Source organism: Nocardioides humilatus (genome assembly GCF_008373755.1).
In the GTDB taxonomy this organism is placed as follows: domain Bacteria; phylum Actinomycetota; class Actinomycetes; order Propionibacteriales; family Nocardioidaceae; genus Nocardioides; species Nocardioides humilatus.
On record NZ_VUJV01000001.1, the window covers coordinates 913090 to 928114 of the forward strand.

Genomic DNA, 15025 nt, shown 5'->3' on the forward strand with positions numbered 1-15025 from the left:
CGGGAGGAAGGGAGGCCTCGTCATGGGGGAGCTTGACGAGATCGATTTCGGCGCGGACACCGACAGCATCCGGCGATGGTTGGCCAAGCGGGCGACCTACGCCAACGAGCTCGGCGACCCCGACGGGGGTGCCCGGCACCGGGTGGACCCACCGAGCACGGTCGATCCGCTCAGTCTCGCGGTGCCCAACGCCCGCGACGCCGGGCAGGACGTGCTGGAGGCGCTGATCGCACCGACGCCACCGATCGCGACCCGGTGGCCGACGCCGTACAAGAAGGCGGAGCCGGTCGTCGAGCCCGCGGGCGAGGAGCAGGTGAAGGCGGTCCACGCCAACCCGCCCCCGCGGACGGGCACCACGCCTGGCCATCGCTCGCCCTACGCCTCGACGCCCGAGCACGAGGAGGAGCTGACCTCGAGTCGCTCCACCAACGCCGTCTTCAAGCCACGCAACTGGCCGCACCACATGACGACGGTCATCCTCGTGGCGGTGGCAGCGGCCACGGCCCTCACCGGCTACCAGGCCTACCTCGACCGCACCACGATGGCCTACGGCCTCGCGGCCCTGTGCGGCCTGCTGCTGATCATCGTGTGGGCGGTGCGCGCGACCACCTCGGTGACCGAGATGGCCGTGATCCGCGGGCAGCTGGAGATCATCCACAACGGGAAGTTCGAGATCGTCGACCTCGCCAGCCCCTACACACCGGTCCTGGTCGAGGGCAGGCCCGGGCACCGCGGGTGGAAGGTGCTCATCGAGCGCCACGACCAGCCGCTGCTCATCCTCGACAAGTCGATGGTGGACCCGCGGATCTTCATGGCTGTCCTCGAGCGGCTCCGGCCCGACCTGCGCGAGCCGGCGGCCCCTACGGCCCAGCCGGCTCCGTGACCGGGATCCAGTAGCGACGCTTGTCCTTGCGGACGTCCTCGAAGACTCCCCCGCCGGACTCGATGGTGCGCGCCGACGGCTCGTTGTCGGTGTCGCACGTGACCAGGACCCGGTCGATGCCGAGCTCGCCAGCGCGTCGTACTCCCAGCGCGAGCGCGCGGACCGCGTGGCCCTGCCGTCGGTGGGACGGGCGCACCGAGTAGCCGATGTGGCCACCCTCCTCGCGCAGCCAGTCGTTGAGCTCGTGGCGCAGGTTGAGGAAGCCGATCACCTCGTCGTCGGGCCCGCCGTCCCCGGCGGTGATCCAGAAGTACGTCGATGCGACCCGCCCGGACTCCACATCGGCCGAAGACTTGGCAGCCAGTACGGCGACGAATTCAGCGCACGACTCCTCCGTCGGCTCGAGTGGCGCCGGCAGGTTCCAGTCACCCGAGCCGTGCCTGACACCGTCGCCGAAGTCGACGACGGTCGCGGCCCAGCTGGGGAACCACCGGACGTCGGGCAGCACGAGTGCAGTCATAAGAACCTGTTCTACCCTGAAGCGGTGACCGCTTTCCAGGAAGAAACCGCCACCGACGAGGAGATCGCGGCCGAGGCCGCGCTCTACACCCCGTTCACCGACGCGGTGCGGGCACTGGTCGACGTCACGATCCGGACCGAGGTCGACCCCGACGAGATCCGCGCCGCGCAGGTCGAGATCGAGGCCATCGTCGAGCGGCTCCGCAAGAAGCAGATCCCCGGGTCGTACGGCGTGCGTTTCCGCCGCGACGGGACCCGCGGCCGCAACTGGGGCAACACGGTGATGGGTCTGCGCAACCCGATCGCGCCGCCGCTGCACATCGTCAACGACGGCCAGGGGCAGGCGTGGAGCGACTTCCACCTCGGGGCGCCCTACGAAGGACCCCCGGGGCTCGTGCACGGCGGCGTCGTCGCCCTCGTGCTCGACCAGGTGCTCGGCCACGCCGTCAGCACGAGCGGTCGCCCCGGCATGACCGGCACGCTGACCATCACCTACCGCCAGGGCACCCCGCTCGGCGACCTGCGCTGCGAGGCCTGGGTCGACCGCCGCGAGGGCATCAAGACCTGGGGCAAGGGCCGGATCCTCAACGCCGAGGGCGAGCTGACGGCCGAGGCCGAGGGGATCTTCATCCTGCCCCGATGGGCACGCGACCTCGACGCCCTCCGGGCCGCGGCCGAAGCGACCGAGGCTGGCTGAGTCAGGCCTTGACGCCGCGGACCTGGGTGTCCGTGAGCCGGACCTCCTCGGCCGCCCGCTGCTCGAGCTCGTCGCGGCGACGGCGCTCGGCCTCCGCGTCGTACTCGCCCGGCTGGGAGACCAGGTCGGACGTGCCGCCGGTCAGGCGCTGGAGCGCGACCCGGGCGAAGATCTGCTGCTCGGTCGAGGTGCGCTCGGAGCGACCGCGGCCGAGGAACGAGATCAGCCAGTGGAGGACCGCCGTGACGCGGTTCTTGAAGCCGGTGATGTAGACGAGGTGGACGCCGAGCCACATCAGCCACGCGACGAAACCCGTCAGCCGCAGCTTGCCGACCACCGCGACGGCGCGGAAGCGGCTGATGATGGCCATCGAGCCCTTGTCGAAGTACTTGAACGGCTTCTGCGGGGCCTTGCCCTTGAGCCGACCGTCGATCACCTTGGCGGCGTACTTGGCGCCCTGGATGGCCACCTGGGCCACACCCGGGAGGTTGTCGAGCGCGATCATGTCGCCGACGACGAACACCTCGGGGTAGCCCGGCAGCGTGAGGTCGGGGTTGACGCCGATCCGGCCCGCACGGTCGAGCGGCGCGCCGGTCTGGGCAGCGAGGGTCTTGCCGAGCGGGTTGGCCTGCACGCCGGCGGCCCACACCTTGGTGACCGCGGAGATGTGCTCCTCGCTGCCGTCCTTGTACTTCACGACGAGGCCGCGCTCGTCGACCTCCGAGACGAGGGCGCCGAGCATGACCTCGACGCCGAGGTCCTCGAGCTTCTTCTTCGTCCACGTGCCGAGGCGGGCGCCGAACGGCGGCAGCACCTGCGGAGCGGCGTCGACGAGGATGACGCGGGCGCGGCGGCTGCTGATCGCGCGGAAGTCGCGGGTCAGCGTGCGGTGGGCGAGCTCGGCGATCTGGCCCGCCATCTCGACGCCGGTCGGTCCGGCGCCGACGACGACGAAGGTGAGCAGGTGGTCGACGTTCTCGCCACGGGCGGCGCCGAGCTCGGCCATCTCGAAGGCGCCGAAGATCCGGCCGCGCAGCTCGAGGGCGTCGTCGATGCTCTTCATGCCCGGCGCGAACTCGGCGAAGTGGTCGTTGCCGAAGTAGGACTGGCCGGCGCCGGCAGCGACGATCAGGGAGTCGTAGGGCGTCACCAGCTCGCGGCCGAGGACGTGGGAGGTCACGGTCCGGGCCGCGAGGTCGATGTCGGTGACCTCGCCGAGCAGCACCTGGGCGTTCTTCTGCCGCGCGAGCACCTCACGGGTCGGCGGCGCGATCTCGCCCTCGGACAAGATGCCGGTCGCGACTTGGTAGAGGAGCGGCTGGAACAGGTGGTGGCTGGTCTTCGCGATCATGGTCACGTCGACGTCGGCGTCACGCAGCGCCTTGGTGCCGAAGAGCCCGCCGAAGCCGGACCCCACGACGACCACCTGGTGGCGGTCGGAGCGCGGGACGAGCGCTCGGTCGAGAGTCGGTGCTTCTGCGGTCATGGAGTCCTCCTGGTGAACCTGGTCTCCATCTTTCCGGCTCGGCACACCCGCCCCCAAAAGGCCGTGGACGTCACCTCCGTCACAGCGGCGCGTTGGTCCGTCTGAATCGCGGGAAACTGCGAGGTTTGCGTCGGGCGGTCGCGGGTAGATGTCCCGGGATTGCTGTCACGACGATCCATCATCGGCCTCGGGAGCTCGACCACGGAAAGGGGTCATGTTGCCGCACCGGCAGGGCCTCACCTTGACTGCGGGTCCCCGTGGTGTGCAGGAAGCACGCCGATGGGCCTTGCAGACGTGCGACCGGATCGGTCGCCAGGACCTGGCCGAGTGCGCTGAGCTGGGGATCTCCGAGCTCGTGACCAACGCAGTGCTGCACGCCACCCCGCCGGTGCGGGTCCAGCTCCGCGGCACCGCCGAGCACCCCCGCATCGAGGTGAGCGACGGCTCGGTCGTCGCGCCCCAGCCCGGCTCGGTCGCTGGTGGCATCGACCTCGACGCCTTCGACCTCGACGCGTTCGACTCGGGCAAGGCCGGCGACATCGACATCACCGACCTGACCGGCTTCGGTCGCGGCCTCGACATCGTGGCGCGGGCGGCGGCCGCCTGGGGTGCCGTGATCGAGGACGACGGCAAGACCGTGTGGTTCGAGCCCGCAGCAGGTTTCTCCGACGATGCCGGCGCCGAGTTCCAGCTGATGGCTCCCCCGGCGGGCGCTGTCGTGGCGACCCTGTTGGGCGAGATCGCGATCCAGATCCAGGGCGTTCCGGTGCACGCGTTCTCGCGCTTCCAGCGCCACTACCGCGACCTGCGCCGCGAGATCCGGCTCCTGGCCCTCGCCCACGAGCACGACTACCCGCTCGCCAAGGTGCTCTCGGAGCACTTCAACGCCCTCGAGGGCCCGCTGCGCTCCGGGATGGGGCGCGAGCAGGTCGACGACGCTCTCGAGGCCGGCCGCGAGTCCACCGACCTGCGGCTGCGGATGCCGCCCCACATCGCCCGTCAGATCGGCGAGCTGATCGACCTGCTCGACGCCGCCGACGACTTCAGCCGGGCCGAGCGGTTGCTGACCGCACCGCGCACCAACGACCAACGCGCCTTCCAGATCTGGTTCCTCAGCGAGTTCCGTCGCCAGGCCGCGGGTGCCGCACCGCAGCCCTGGTCCGGCAACGATCAATCGAGCTCTACGATCCACTCGTGACCCGCCTCAGTCCGCGACTGCTGAGCGCGGTCGCGGTCGGCGGAGCCGTCGGCGCAGTGGCGCGCTACCTGCTCGGCGAGCTCGCGCCCGACGGCAACGGTTTCCCCTGGACCACCTTCGGGGTCAACGTCGTCGGCTGCACCCTCCTGGCGGGCCTCGGCCTCCTGCCGGTCGTGCGCCGCTCGGCGACCTGGGCCGCCGGTCTCGGCCCGGGCGTGCTCGGCGGCTTCACCACCTTCTCGACCGCCAGTGAGCAGACCCGCGCCCTCCTCGACGCCGGCGACGCCGCCCTGGCGGGCGCCTACGCCTTCGGCACCCTCGCCGCGTGCCTCGTCGCGGTCAACCTGGTCGGCCGCCACGCCCCACCGCTCAGCCCCGAGGAGGAACGGTGACCGCTCTCCTCGTGGCGCTGGGGGCCGCCGTCGGAGCGCCCACCCGTTACGCGCTCGGCCAGCTGTTCGACGGCAGGTTCCACACCGGCACGCTCGTCGCCAACACTGCGGCGTCGCTGGCGCTCGGGCTCTGCGTCGGCTGGGGAGCCGGCGCGTCGACGTACGCCTTGGTCGGCACCGGCTTCTGCGGCGGGATGTCGACGTACTCCTCGTTCGCCGTGCAGGCGCGCGACCAGGGCCCGCGCCTCGGCACGGCGTACGTCGGCGCCACCCTCGCCCTCGGCCTGCTGGCCGCGACCGGGGGATATCTGCTCGCTCAGGCGTAGCCGAGCTCGTGCAGGCGGTCGTCGTCGATGCCGAAGTGGTGGGCGATCTCGTGGACGACGGTGATCCGGATCTCCTCGATCAGGTCGGCCTCGTCGTCGCACATGTCGAGCAGCGGTCCACGGAAGAGGAAGATCCGGTCGGGCAGCTCGGGGAGCCAGGTGCTGTCGCGCTCGGTCAGCGCGACGCCGTCGTAGAGACCGAGCAGGTCGTCGGGCTCGTCCTCGGGTGGCTCCTCCTCCACCAGCACCACGACGTTGTCGACGAGCGAGGCGATCTCGTCGGGGATCGCGTCGAGCGCCTCCTCGACGAGAGCGTCGAAGCGTTCCGGACTCATCGCGACAGGCACCTCGTCATTGTGCCGTGACGCGCCAGATTTCGATCCGATCCCCACGGCGGCCGACTTTTCGGCACACTGCGTCACAGGCACCACTGCGTCGCAGGCACCGGTTCGCTCCACCGGCGGAAGGACTCACATGGCCAGGCACCACGTCGTCGTCATCGGATCGGGATTCGGTGGCCTCTTCACCGCGAAGGCGCTCAAGCGCTCCGATGTCGATGTCACGTTGATCTCGCGGACCACGCACCACCTGTTCCAGCCGCTGCTCTACCAAGTGGCGACCGGGATCCTTTCCCAGGGCGAGATCGCCCCGCCGACACGGGAGATCCTCGCGAAGCAGAAGAACGTGCGGGTCATCCTCGGCACGATCGACACGATCGACCTGGCGTCGCAGACCGTCACCTCCCACATCGGGGGCCGGATCACCAACACCAAGTACGACTCCCTCGTCGTCGCGGCCGGCGCCGGTCAGTCCTACTTCGGCAACGACCACTTCTCCGAGTTCGCCCCGGGCATGAAGAGCATCGACGACGCCCTCGAGCTGCGCGGCCGGATCTTCGGCGCCTTCGAGCTCGCCGAGCTCGCTGAGACCGAGGACGAGATCAACCGCCAGCTCACCTTCGTCGTCGTGGGCGCGGGCCCGACCGGCGTCGAGATGGCGGGCCAGATCGCCGAGCTCGCCCAGCGGGTGCTCCGTCACGACTTCCGGGCCATCAACACCCGCGAGGCACGCGTGCTCCTCGTCGACGCGGCGCCGCAGGTGCTGCCGCCCTTCGGGTCCAAGCTCGGAGAGGTGACGAAGAAGTCGCTCGAGAAGCACGGCGTCGAGGTCGTGCTCGGGGCGATGGTCACCGAGCTCGACGAGCGCGGCGTGACGCTCGCGTTCAAGGACGGCACGACCCAGCGGGTGGAGAGCGCCTGCAAGGTCTGGGCCGCCGGCGTCCAGGCCAACGCCCTGACCCGCACGCTGTCCGACCAGAGCGGTGCCCCGCTGGACCGTGCCGGACGGATCGGGGTCAACCCCGACCTCACGCTCCCGGGCTATCCCGAGGTCTTCGTCATCGGCGACATGATGGCGCTCGACAACCTGCCCGGTGTCGCCCAGGTCGCGATCCAGGGCGGGAAGTACGCCGCGGCCGCCATCGACGGCAGGGTCAAGGGCAAGGCGCCGGGCAAGGCGTTCAAGTACTTCGACAAGGGCTCGATGGCCACGATCTCCCGCTTCAGCGCCGTGGTGCTCGTCAAGCAGATCAAGATCTCGGGCTTCATCGCGTGGCTGATGTGGCTGGCCCTCCACCTCGTCTACCTGACGGGCTTCAAGAACCGGGTCACGGCACTCGGGCACTGGCTCGTCAGCTTCCTCGGCCGTGGCCGCGCCGAGCGCGCGGTCACCGAGCAACAGGTCTACGCCCGGCGGGCGATCCAACGCATCGAGGGCGGCACCAAGTCACTTGCTTCCTCCCCCGAGGAGTGGAACAAGGTCCGCATGGAGCTCGAGGAGCAGGCCGCCGAGCAGGCGCGGCTCACCGACCAGCAGAAGCGCGGCGTGTCGGCCAGCGCCTGACGCGGCGAGAAGTCAGCTCGAAAACGAGCGAAGCCCCTGCCGTTCGGCAGGGGCTTCGCTCTTCTGCGACCCCGACGGGACTCGAACCCGCGGCCTCCGCCGTGACAGGGCGGCGCGCTAACCAACTGCGCTACGGGGCCTCGTGCAACCCAGGTGCGGACACCGGGTGAAGCGGGTGGAACTCTAACCCATGGTCACCGGGCGGTCCCAATCGAGGGGCCTCCCCGGACATCCACGGTGACGATCCACCGACTCTGTACCCCCTACCGGATTCGAACCGGCGCTACCGCCGTGAAAGGGCGGGGTCCTGGGCCGCTAGACGAAGGGGGCCCCGCTGCATCGACCAAGCCGATGCAGCGCGGAACAGCATAGACGCGGCAGTGGGGCGGACGCCTAACCGGCGTGGCCCATGAGCGGCTGCAGGTAGAGCCACTTCCAGGAGTCCTCGGCGAGCGAGGGCGAGGTGACGTCGCTGTGCGTGGGGCGCTGGAACGAGTAGCCGACCCTCGGCAGGTTCTGGTAGCCGCGGGCGTTGCTCTTGGTCGGCGGCTCGGTGCACTTGACGTCGAGGTTGAGCGGGATGTCGTCGCGGTCGCTCGGGCTGCGGCGCACCGTCCCCTCGTAACCCTTGTGGCACGGGCTGCCGGTGCTGATGACCAGACCGATGTGTGCGTCGTAGAGGCCGGTGTTGGGGTCCTTGGCGGTGACCGCGAACGAACCCTCGAGCATGTCGGGGTAGCGGATGAGGAGCATCTTCACGCCGTCGAGGTTGGCCACCACGACGCGGCCGATCGTCACTGCGTTGTTGAGGAGGTCGGAGAGCTCGGCCTCGTTCTGCTCCAGGAAGGTCCGCAGCTGGTTGGCGGTGAACGAGCCGGAGTCGATGACCTTCCGCAGGTCCTTGTCGGACCCGACCATCCCTCGGGTGAAGACGCGCAGCTGGGTCGCAAAGGTGCGCAGCGAGCTCTCCGAGTCGACCTGGGTCTGGAGCACGGTGTTGGAGTCGCGGATCAGCGCGGTGGTGATGTCGAAGTTGTCGTTGGCGGCCTCGACGAACGAGTTGCCGGTGTCGATGATCTTCTGCAGGTCGTCGCCCGTGTCGTTGAACGCGATGCCGAGCTCGCGGACCGTGGTCTTCAACGCCTGGCGGTCGACGCTGCTCACGGTCTGAGCCAGGTCGCCGAGCAGCTTCTCGGTGCGGATCGGGACCGCCACGTCGGTGATCTCCGAGCCGTCCTTGAGGTAGGGCCCGTCGTCGACCTGGGGCTGGAGCTCGACGTACTGCTCCCCCACCGCAGACCGGTTGCCGACCAGCGCCCGGGTGTCGGCGGGGATCTCGTCCCACTCGTTGTCGATCTCGAGGAAGACATCGACACCCTCGCGGGTCAGCTCGAGCTTGGAGACCTTCCCGATCCCCACGCCGCGGTAGGTGACCTCGCCGCCGGCGAAGATGCCCCCGGACTCCGGGTAGTGCGCGACGACGGTGTAGCTCTGGTCCAGGATCACCCGGTCGAGCTGGGCGTAGCGGGCCCCGACGAACGAGACACCGAACAGGGTGATCGCAGCAAAAATCAGCAGCTGGACCTTGGTGCGACGGGTGACCACCCCCGAAGGGTGTCATGTCCGCGGCTATCAGGTCATTTGAACCGCAGTGACGTCCGCCACCGACGCCGCTTTCGCCGGATGGGACCACCTCCGGTAAGGTGTGCGACTGCTCGGGCAGGTAGCTCAGTTGGTACGAGCGATCGCCTGAAAAGTGATAGGTCGGCGGTTCGACCCCGCCCCTGCCCACCGAGCACGACGCCCTCGCCGGTCACCGGCGAGGGCGTCGGCATTCGGCCGTCACTCGAGGACGTGGCGGCACCTCAGACGTGACCGGAGAGCTGCGCCATCCGGGCCTCGAGGGCCTCGAGATAGGCGTCTCGGCGCTTGGCCGTGACGACGCTGCCCTTCTCCAGCAGGCTGCAGGCCGGCAACACGTCGATGGAGAGCTTCGCCCCTCCGGCCAGCGCACGGAGGTCGTCGAGTCGGTCGCCGAACGGCGTGCCGCTGCCCGGCGAGTAGGACCGCACCACGTCATCGACATCGGCGGCGTAGAGGTCGACCTTGGTGACCACCACGATGAGCCACGTCGGATGCGGACGGCGCACCGCCATCGACGCGATCCGATGGGCGGTCACCGTCCAGTCCTCCAGCTCACGCTCGAGCTGTTCCTCCCTGATCGCCTCGACCGCCCCCGTCGTGCCGGCCAGACGTCGACCCGTCGCGTAGCCGTTGGCGACCACGTGCAGCACGCCGTCGACCGGCGCGTCGTGGAAAACCTCGTCGAGGGCCCCCAGCCGCGTCGCTGCGTTCTCCCCGGGGACGACCCGGAACCTGAACCCGCGGAGCCGCCGATCGCGGCGAGTGCGCCGTTCCATCACTGCCGATCCGGCGTCAGGGGCGCCACCGCGCCGAGGACGCCCCGACAGGTGATCCACCAGCTCGCTCTTGCCGACCCCTGTCATCCCGGTCACCGCCACGATCGGGTAGCGGTGTCCGAAGACTCCGACCACCCGGTCCCGGCCGCGGCCGATCGCGGCAGGCACCGCCCGCAGGCCGGTACGTCGTCGACCGTCGCCCATGCGTTCTCCCCGGATCGGATGATGATGCGCAGAACGTACCCGAGGCACGGACGCTTGCGGAGGGTCGCGCATCGGCTGAAACTGGTGCGATGACGCCCCGACGACCACTCGTGGGAACCTGCCTCGCGTCCGTGGTGATGGCGGCAGCCCTGGCCGTCGTCGTCCTGCCTGACGGGGCCGATGCCCGTCCGACCCGCGCGGAGCGCCAGGAGCGGATCGTCCGGCCGGCCACCCTTAAGCGGACCGACGACGGTTACTACTTCGGCGCCTGGGGCCAGAACAGCAAGGTCACCGTGACTCTCGTCGAGGACGGCCTCAAGTTCCGCGACGCCCGCACCGCGCGCTGGGAGCTGCTGGCCCGGGTGTGCACCAACGTGCCCGTACGACGCGGGGTCGCCGCGATCTGCCCGGTGCCTCCCGGTGTGAGCGTGGCGAACCCGCTGACGATCGACTTCGAGATGCGGCTCGGCGACGACACCGTCACCACCTCCGCCCTGCCCGCCGAGTTCCAGGCCAGCGTGCTCGCCGATGCCGGCCGCGACGTCATCCGCACCGGCCCGGGCGACGACTTCATCAACGGCGCCTTCGACCACGACGAGATCTGGGCGGGCGACGGCAACGACTGGGTGCGCTCCGGCGAGGGATCCGACCTGGTCTTCGGCGAGGGCGGCGAGGACCGCTTGGTCGGCGGCGAGGTCGGCGACGTGCTGCACGGGGGCGACGGCAACGACTCCGTCGAGGGCGGCCCTGGCGACGACACGATGTACGGCGACGCGGGCGCGGACACGCTCAAGTGCGGACCGGGCTCCGACTCAGCCGACGTCGACCCCGCAGACGAACACCGCTTCGACTGCGAGCACGTCGCGCCCTGAGCCCACACAAGTTCTAGACCACCGGGACCATGGTCCCGGTCCAGAAGTGCGACCGTGCCCTGCCCGCCACCCCGTCGTTGAAGCAGTCGGACAGGTTCCGCGACGAGGAGGTAGTGGCCATGGTTGATGCAGCTACGGGCGTGATCTACACCGGCGTGCTGATGGCAGCCACGATGGGCCTGACAGCGTGGCGCGTCGTCGCGGTCCAGGGCAACGTGACCGTTCAGGCCGACCGCGTGCTCGCCGCCTGCCTGCTGATGTCGATCGGGCTCTTCGCGCTCTTCACGCTGCCGCACTACGTGCCCGGCATCCAGGTGCCCTGACAGCTCCCTGGTCGACCCTCAGCCCATCACGCCGACGTCCTCGGGCGTGAAGCCCGGGAACAGCTGCGCCCGGTCGCCGCTGATGGCCGGGAACCGGTCGGACATGACCTCCCACAGCACGCTGCGGAAGTCCTGGCGCATCGCCAGGTCGCCGTCCTCCAGGTCGGCCTCGGCGAGGCCCGGCCAGGCGCCGTGCACCGTGCCGCCGGCGACGCCCGCGCCCAGGAGCAGCATCGCGTTGCCGTAGCCGTGATCGAGGCCGCCGTCGCCGTTCTCCTCCAGGCGTCGGCCGAACTCGCTGATGGTGACCACCGTGACCCGGCTGGCGTGTGACCCGAGATCGGCGAAGAAGGCCTTGAGCGACGAGGCGAAGTGGCCGAGGTGGTTGTTCATCCAGCCGTCATCGACCCGGCCGACGCCCTCGTGCATGTCCCAGTCGCCGTAGTCGACCGCGACGATCCGGGTGCCGACGTCGGCGCGGATCAGCGCGGCCGTGTTGGCCAGCACGTCGCGGAGCGGGCCTTCGGGATAGGCGGCGGCGTGGACCTGGTTGTCGACGTCGTCGACCAGCGGCGCGAGCAGGGTCGTCGCCTGCACGGCCAGGCGTACGCCGTCGCCCAGGACCGTCTGGTCCCCCGCCCACATCGTGCCGAGCGAGGCCCGGCGTACGGCTCCGGTCGTCTCGAGGTCGGCGATGCTCAGGTCGCCGAGCTGGTAGGCGCCGAGCGCCGACGCGGGGCCGATCATCGAGGTCGGCAGCAGCGTGGTGCCGAGGGACACGGCGTCCTGAGGGAGCGCACTGGGGTCGAGGCCGATGAGGCGGTTGATCCAGCCGACGCGCGTGCTCGACCCGGGGTCGGCGTCCTCGACCTCCTCCATGGCGTCGAAGTGACTGCGGTTGGGTGCCGGCAGCCCGACCGAGTGCACGGCACCGAAGGTCCCGGCGTTCCACATCGGCATCAGGTCACCCAGTGCGGGGTGGAGCCCGAAGCGCGGGTCGGCGCCGAGCAGCGTGCTCTCCGGGATCGCGATCGTCGGCCGCCACGACACCAGGTGGTCGTGGTCGACACCGCGGGGCACGACCATCGACAGGCCGTCGGCGCCGCCACGGAGGCTGAGCACGACCACGACGTTGCCGCCGGGCTCGCCGCCGTAGGCCACCTGCAGGAAAGCGTCGCCGATCAGCTGGGCGCCCATCAGCGCACCGGCGCCGGCGGCGGTGCTGCCGAGGAGGCGGCGGCGGGTCAGTCGTGCGCGACCGAAGTCGGGGCACCCGCATGCTGCGTTGTTCATCGGTACTCCTCTCATCAGCGGTGCAGGTGCTGGGGCGAGTCGAGCAGGGACGCGAGGATGCCGCGGATCGTCCAGTAGTCGAGCGCCTGGTCCTTGGTGAGCCGCTTGGTCAGCGACATGCCGAGGAGCTCGGCGATCCCGTTGCGGCAGGCGGCGGAGGGCCGCTGTCCGAGCATCCGGAGCCCGTTGTGGTCGATCACCTCGGCCAAGGTGGCCGGCATCGGCGGCAGGAGCGAGGCGAACTTGGGGAACTGCGCCTGATCCGTGGGCCACCACCGCGCAGCGAGGTCGCGGTGCACCGTGAAGCTGGTGAGCACCCGGCCGGCGCTGGCCCACGCACCGTCCACCTCGGGGTAGCCGTTGGGCGCCGGCCACTCGTAGGGCGGCTGGCCGTTGTCGCTGTACTGCCAGTACATGGCGTTGGCGAAGGACTCGTCGGCGGTCGGCTTCAGGATCTTGATGCCGAGCGCGCGGACCGTGGCGACGTAGTCCTCGGTCGGCATCCGGACCTTGAGCCCGGCTCCGTCGATGAAGTCCGGGTGGTCGACGAGGGCACGCAGCGTCGGCTTGATGGCGGTGCCGTTGGCCAGGTAGGCCTTCGCCACGGCCTTCACGATCGCCGGGGACGGCTGGTCGGAGACGAACTTCATGCACAGCCGTCGGGCGAGACGGTTGGCCGTGGCGGGATGCTTCGCGAGGTAGGTCAGGTAGGCCTTCGTGGCCGCGCGGCCGTCCCGCTCCCGGTTGGCGTGGTGGAAGCCGAGGACCTGGACCGCGTGGGTGTCGTGCCACGAGGTGTCGTAGAAGGCGCGGAACGACGGGTCCCAGATGTCGACCCGATAGCCGGTGAGCATCCGCGCCGACGCCTTGACGTGGTCCTCGGTGTAGCCCGCGTCCACCCCGACCGTGTGCAGCTCGAGCAGCTCGCGGCCGAGGTTCTCGTTGGGCGACTCCTTCGACGAGAAGGCGTTGTCGAGGTAGAGACCCATCGCCGGATGGGTGATCGCGGCGTTGAGGAGCTCGTCGAACGTCGTGAGCGCGTGGGCTCGGATCACCCGGTCGTAGTCCATCCGCCAGAAGATGGCGTCGTCGTGGAACAGCGAGACGTTGAGCAGGTTGGACCAGAAGTCGACCATCACCTCTTGGAGCTGCCGCTTGCTGGCGATCCGCCGCAGGGTGGTCCACCGGCTCAGGTCCGTCGCGACGTCCCAGACGCTCCGTGTCTCCGCCTGGTCGTTCTGGAACATCTGCTTGGCGCTGAGCCGCAACCACGGGTACCAGGAGTCGATCTCGTCGCCGGGCGCGTCGGTCACGCGACCGGGCTTGAGCTGTTGCTCGAACCACTGGCGGCCGCCGCCCGCGGCCTTCACCTCCGCGGTCAGCTCCGGGGTGAGCCCTCCGCTGAACCGGCGGACGAGGTGCCTGCTCGACGCGTCGAGCACTGCGGTGCCGGCGCGGTCGTCGTAGGTGGCGACGAGGCGCCCGCGCCGGGTCTGGGGACGGGCAGGGACGGTCCGCGATGGTGCAAGGGTCACGACAGGGCTCCTGGGGACGAGGCCGGAAGCGGCCACGGTATGCGGGGGACCGTCTCCTCCGGCACACCCGCGCGGACCCGACCCCGTGACCCGATGTGACTAGAGCGCGCCTGGCTGCCTCCCCGGAGCCCCCGCCCGATGTGACCAACCGCTCGGTATCAAAAACGCATCTTCGGCGGCTGTGAGCGCGCCCGCGACCTAATGTCGGGGGGTGTTGAAGTTCCCTCTGTTGCGTTGGCTCTGGGCCATGTTCGCGGCCCTGCTCGTCGGCCACGTGATCGGTCTCGTGCTGTGGGTGCAGCGCGACGTGCCCCGTGATTCGGGCGTGTGGCGCCAGTTCGACCTCAACGGCGAGGCCAACCTCGCCGCCTGGTTCGAGTCGTTCATCATCCTGACCTGCGCCGCGCTGGTGCTGCTGCTCGCATCACACGCGCGCGAGAGCGGCGCGGCGCTCGCCCACCGGTGGACCGCCCTGTCGGCGGTCCTGCTGCTGATGTCGATGGATGAAGCGTCCCAGTTGCACGACATGTTCACCGGCCCCCTGCGCCGCGGCCTCGAGATCGACTTCGGCGTCTTCTACTTCGCGTGGCTCATCCCGGCCGTGGCGTTCTTGGCGTTCTTCGCCTGGTACTTCGCCCCGCTCGCCCTCACGCTCCCCGCCGCGATCCGCAACCGGCTGCTCGCGGCCTTCGGGATCTACTTCGGCGGCGCCATCGTGGTGGAGATGGTGAGCGGTTTCGCGGTCGAGTACGGCAGGAAGTCGACGCCGTACCTCACCGTGCTGACGTTCGAGGAGACCTGCGAGATCGCCGGCATGCTGCTCGTTGTCGGCGCGTTCTTCGCGTTCGTCCGACTGGTCCAACCGCGGACAGTGATCGACCTCGGCGGCGCCGGCGGCACGGTCGCGCTGTCGTCTGCGGAGGCAGCGGCTACCCTGGACGAAAACAAGAACACGTTCTAATACCTGGGAGCAGC

General features: G+C 69.9%; 16 protein-coding genes and 3 tRNA genes. 10 read left to right on the plus strand and 9 right to left on the minus strand.

All coding sequences use genetic code 11. The annotated features are described in order from the left end of the window. Positions 1 to 22 precede the first annotated feature (22 nt). Complete coding sequence (locus F0U44_RS04270; RefSeq protein ID WP_149726972.1) at positions 23 to 883, plus strand: hypothetical protein; 861 nt, start codon at positions 23 to 25, stop codon at positions 881 to 883. Here the strand turns inward: F0U44_RS04270 and F0U44_RS04275 are convergent. Next, positions 861 to 1403, minus strand: coding sequence for a GNAT family N-acetyltransferase (locus F0U44_RS04275; protein WP_149726973.1), 543 nt, complete (start codon positions 1401 to 1403; stop codon positions 861 to 863). The two genes, F0U44_RS04270 and F0U44_RS04275, sit on opposite strands and share 23 nt — an antisense overlap. A 24-nt stretch (positions 1404 to 1427) precedes the next feature. Here F0U44_RS04275 and F0U44_RS04280 point away from each other — a divergent pair, with 24 nt between their 5' ends. Further along, positions 1428 to 2099 carry a PaaI family thioesterase gene (locus tag F0U44_RS04280; protein WP_149726974.1) on the plus strand — a complete coding sequence of 224 codons (672 nt, stop codon included), beginning with the start codon at positions 1428 to 1430 and terminating at the stop codon, positions 2097 to 2099. Position 2100: 1 nt separating this feature from the next. On the opposite strand, the gene F0U44_RS04285 is transcribed toward F0U44_RS04280, so the two are convergent. After that, on the minus strand, positions 2101 to 3585 hold the full coding sequence (locus tag F0U44_RS04285; protein WP_149726975.1) for an NAD(P)/FAD-dependent oxidoreductase: 1485 nt from the start codon (positions 3583 to 3585) through the stop codon (positions 2101 to 2103). A 286-nt stretch (positions 3586 to 3871) separates the two neighbouring features. Between F0U44_RS04285 and F0U44_RS04290 the strand changes: the two genes are divergently transcribed. The 3 genes from F0U44_RS04290 to F0U44_RS04300 are packed head-to-tail and all read left to right on the plus strand — an operon-like array spanning position 3872 to position 5501. Further along, on the plus strand, positions 3872 to 4783 hold the full coding sequence (locus F0U44_RS04290; protein WP_246160297.1) for an ATP-binding protein: 912 nt from the start codon (positions 3872 to 3874) through the stop codon (positions 4781 to 4783). Then, positions 4780 to 5175 carry a FluC/FEX family fluoride channel gene (locus F0U44_RS04295; RefSeq protein WP_149726977.1) on the plus strand — a complete coding sequence of 132 codons (396 nt, stop codon included), beginning with the start codon at positions 4780 to 4782 and terminating at the stop codon, positions 5173 to 5175. The genes F0U44_RS04290 and F0U44_RS04295 overlap by 4 nt, the downstream gene beginning before the upstream one ends. Then, on the plus strand, positions 5172 to 5501 hold the full coding sequence (locus F0U44_RS04300; RefSeq protein ID WP_149726978.1) for a fluoride efflux transporter FluC: 330 nt from the start codon (positions 5172 to 5174) through the stop codon (positions 5499 to 5501). The genes F0U44_RS04295 and F0U44_RS04300 overlap by 4 nt, the downstream gene beginning before the upstream one ends. On the opposite strand, the gene F0U44_RS04305 is transcribed toward F0U44_RS04300, so the two are convergent. Continuing rightward, positions 5492 to 5836: a metallopeptidase family protein gene (locus tag F0U44_RS04305; RefSeq protein WP_223163570.1), complete on the minus strand. Its 345-nt coding sequence runs from the start codon at positions 5834 to 5836 to the stop codon at positions 5492 to 5494. The genes F0U44_RS04300 and F0U44_RS04305 overlap by 10 nt on opposite strands. Positions 5837 to 5975: 139 nt before the next feature. Here F0U44_RS04305 and F0U44_RS04310 point away from each other — a divergent pair, with 139 nt between their 5' ends. After that, on the plus strand, positions 5976 to 7403 hold the full coding sequence (locus F0U44_RS04310) for an NAD(P)/FAD-dependent oxidoreductase (protein WP_149726980.1): 1428 nt from the start codon (positions 5976 to 5978) through the stop codon (positions 7401 to 7403). 66 nt (positions 7404 to 7469) lie between these two features. Here F0U44_RS04310 and F0U44_RS04315 read toward each other — a convergent pair. The 3 genes from F0U44_RS04315 to F0U44_RS04325 form a co-directional block, all read right to left on the minus strand. Beyond that, positions 7470 to 7543 (minus strand) — tRNA-Asp (locus F0U44_RS04315). Positions 7544 to 7660: 117 nt separating this feature from the next. Continuing rightward, a tRNA-Glu gene (locus F0U44_RS04320) sits at positions 7661 to 7733 on the minus strand. Positions 7734 to 7796: 63 nt separating this feature from the next. Further along, positions 7797 to 9008 (minus strand): MCE family protein, encoded by a 1212-nt coding sequence (locus tag F0U44_RS04325; protein ID WP_149726981.1) that lies wholly within the window; start codon positions 9006 to 9008, stop codon positions 7797 to 7799. Between the two features lie 112 nt (positions 9009 to 9120). Here F0U44_RS04325 and F0U44_RS04330 point away from each other — a divergent pair. After that, a tRNA-Phe gene (locus F0U44_RS04330) sits at positions 9121 to 9194 on the plus strand. Positions 9195 to 9268: 74 nt separating this feature from the next. Here the strand turns inward: F0U44_RS04330 and F0U44_RS04335 are convergent. Beyond that, positions 9269 to 10027, minus strand: a complete 759-nt coding sequence (locus F0U44_RS04335) for a hypothetical protein (protein WP_149726982.1) — start codon at positions 10025 to 10027, stop codon at positions 9269 to 9271. Between the two features lie 89 nt (positions 10028 to 10116). Between F0U44_RS04335 and F0U44_RS04340 the strand changes: the two genes are divergently transcribed. Together F0U44_RS04340 and F0U44_RS04345 are read left to right on the plus strand one after the other, a co-directional pair. Then, positions 10117 to 10899 (plus strand): calcium-binding protein, encoded by a 783-nt coding sequence (locus tag F0U44_RS04340; RefSeq protein WP_149726983.1) that lies wholly within the window; start codon positions 10117 to 10119, stop codon positions 10897 to 10899. Between the two features lie 119 nt (positions 10900 to 11018). Then, positions 11019 to 11222: a hypothetical protein gene (locus F0U44_RS04345; RefSeq protein ID WP_149726984.1), complete on the plus strand. Its 204-nt coding sequence runs from the start codon at positions 11019 to 11021 to the stop codon at positions 11220 to 11222. Between the two features lie 18 nt (positions 11223 to 11240). Here F0U44_RS04345 and F0U44_RS04350 read toward each other — a convergent pair whose 3' ends face one another. After that, complete coding sequence (locus F0U44_RS04350) at positions 11241 to 12515, minus strand: DUF1501 domain-containing protein (RefSeq protein WP_149726985.1); 1275 nt, start codon at positions 12513 to 12515, stop codon at positions 11241 to 11243. Between the two features lie 14 nt (positions 12516 to 12529). Next, complete coding sequence (locus F0U44_RS04355; RefSeq protein ID WP_188113315.1) at positions 12530 to 14050, minus strand: DUF1800 domain-containing protein; 1521 nt, start codon at positions 14048 to 14050, stop codon at positions 12530 to 12532. A gap of 211 nt (positions 14051 to 14261) precedes the next feature. On the opposite strand from F0U44_RS04355, the gene F0U44_RS04360 reads away from it, so the two are divergent. Further along, positions 14262 to 15011: a DUF8692 domain-containing protein gene (locus F0U44_RS04360; protein WP_149726987.1), complete on the plus strand. Its 750-nt coding sequence runs from the start codon at positions 14262 to 14264 to the stop codon at positions 15009 to 15011. Positions 15012 to 15025 lie beyond the last annotated feature (14 nt).

Coding starts and splice junctions, on each gene's coding strand:
- F0U44_RS04270 (WP_149726972.1), top strand. CDS start 23: ATGGGGGAGCTTGACGAGATCGATTTCGGCGCGGACACCGACAGCATC.
- F0U44_RS04275 (WP_149726973.1), bottom strand. CDS start 1,403: ATGACTGCACTCGTGCTGCCCGACGTCCGGTGGTTCCCCAGCTGGGCC.
- F0U44_RS04285 (WP_149726975.1), bottom strand. CDS start 3,585: ATGACCGCAGAAGCACCGACTCTCGACCGAGCGCTCGTCCCGCGCTCC.
- F0U44_RS04305 (WP_223163570.1), bottom strand. CDS start 5,836: ATGAGTCCGGAACGCTTCGACGCTCTCGTCGAGGAGGCGCTCGACGCG.
- F0U44_RS04310 (WP_149726980.1), top strand. CDS start 5,976: ATGGCCAGGCACCACGTCGTCGTCATCGGATCGGGATTCGGTGGCCTC.
- F0U44_RS04335 (WP_149726982.1), bottom strand. CDS start 10,027: ATGGGCGACGGTCGACGACGTACCGGCCTGCGGGCGGTGCCTGCCGCG.
- F0U44_RS04340 (WP_149726983.1), top strand. CDS start 10,117: ATGACGCCCCGACGACCACTCGTGGGAACCTGCCTCGCGTCCGTGGTG.
- F0U44_RS04345 (WP_149726984.1), top strand. CDS start 11,019: ATGGTTGATGCAGCTACGGGCGTGATCTACACCGGCGTGCTGATGGCA.
- F0U44_RS04350 (WP_149726985.1), bottom strand. CDS start 12,515: ATGAACAACGCAGCATGCGGGTGCCCCGACTTCGGTCGCGCACGACTG.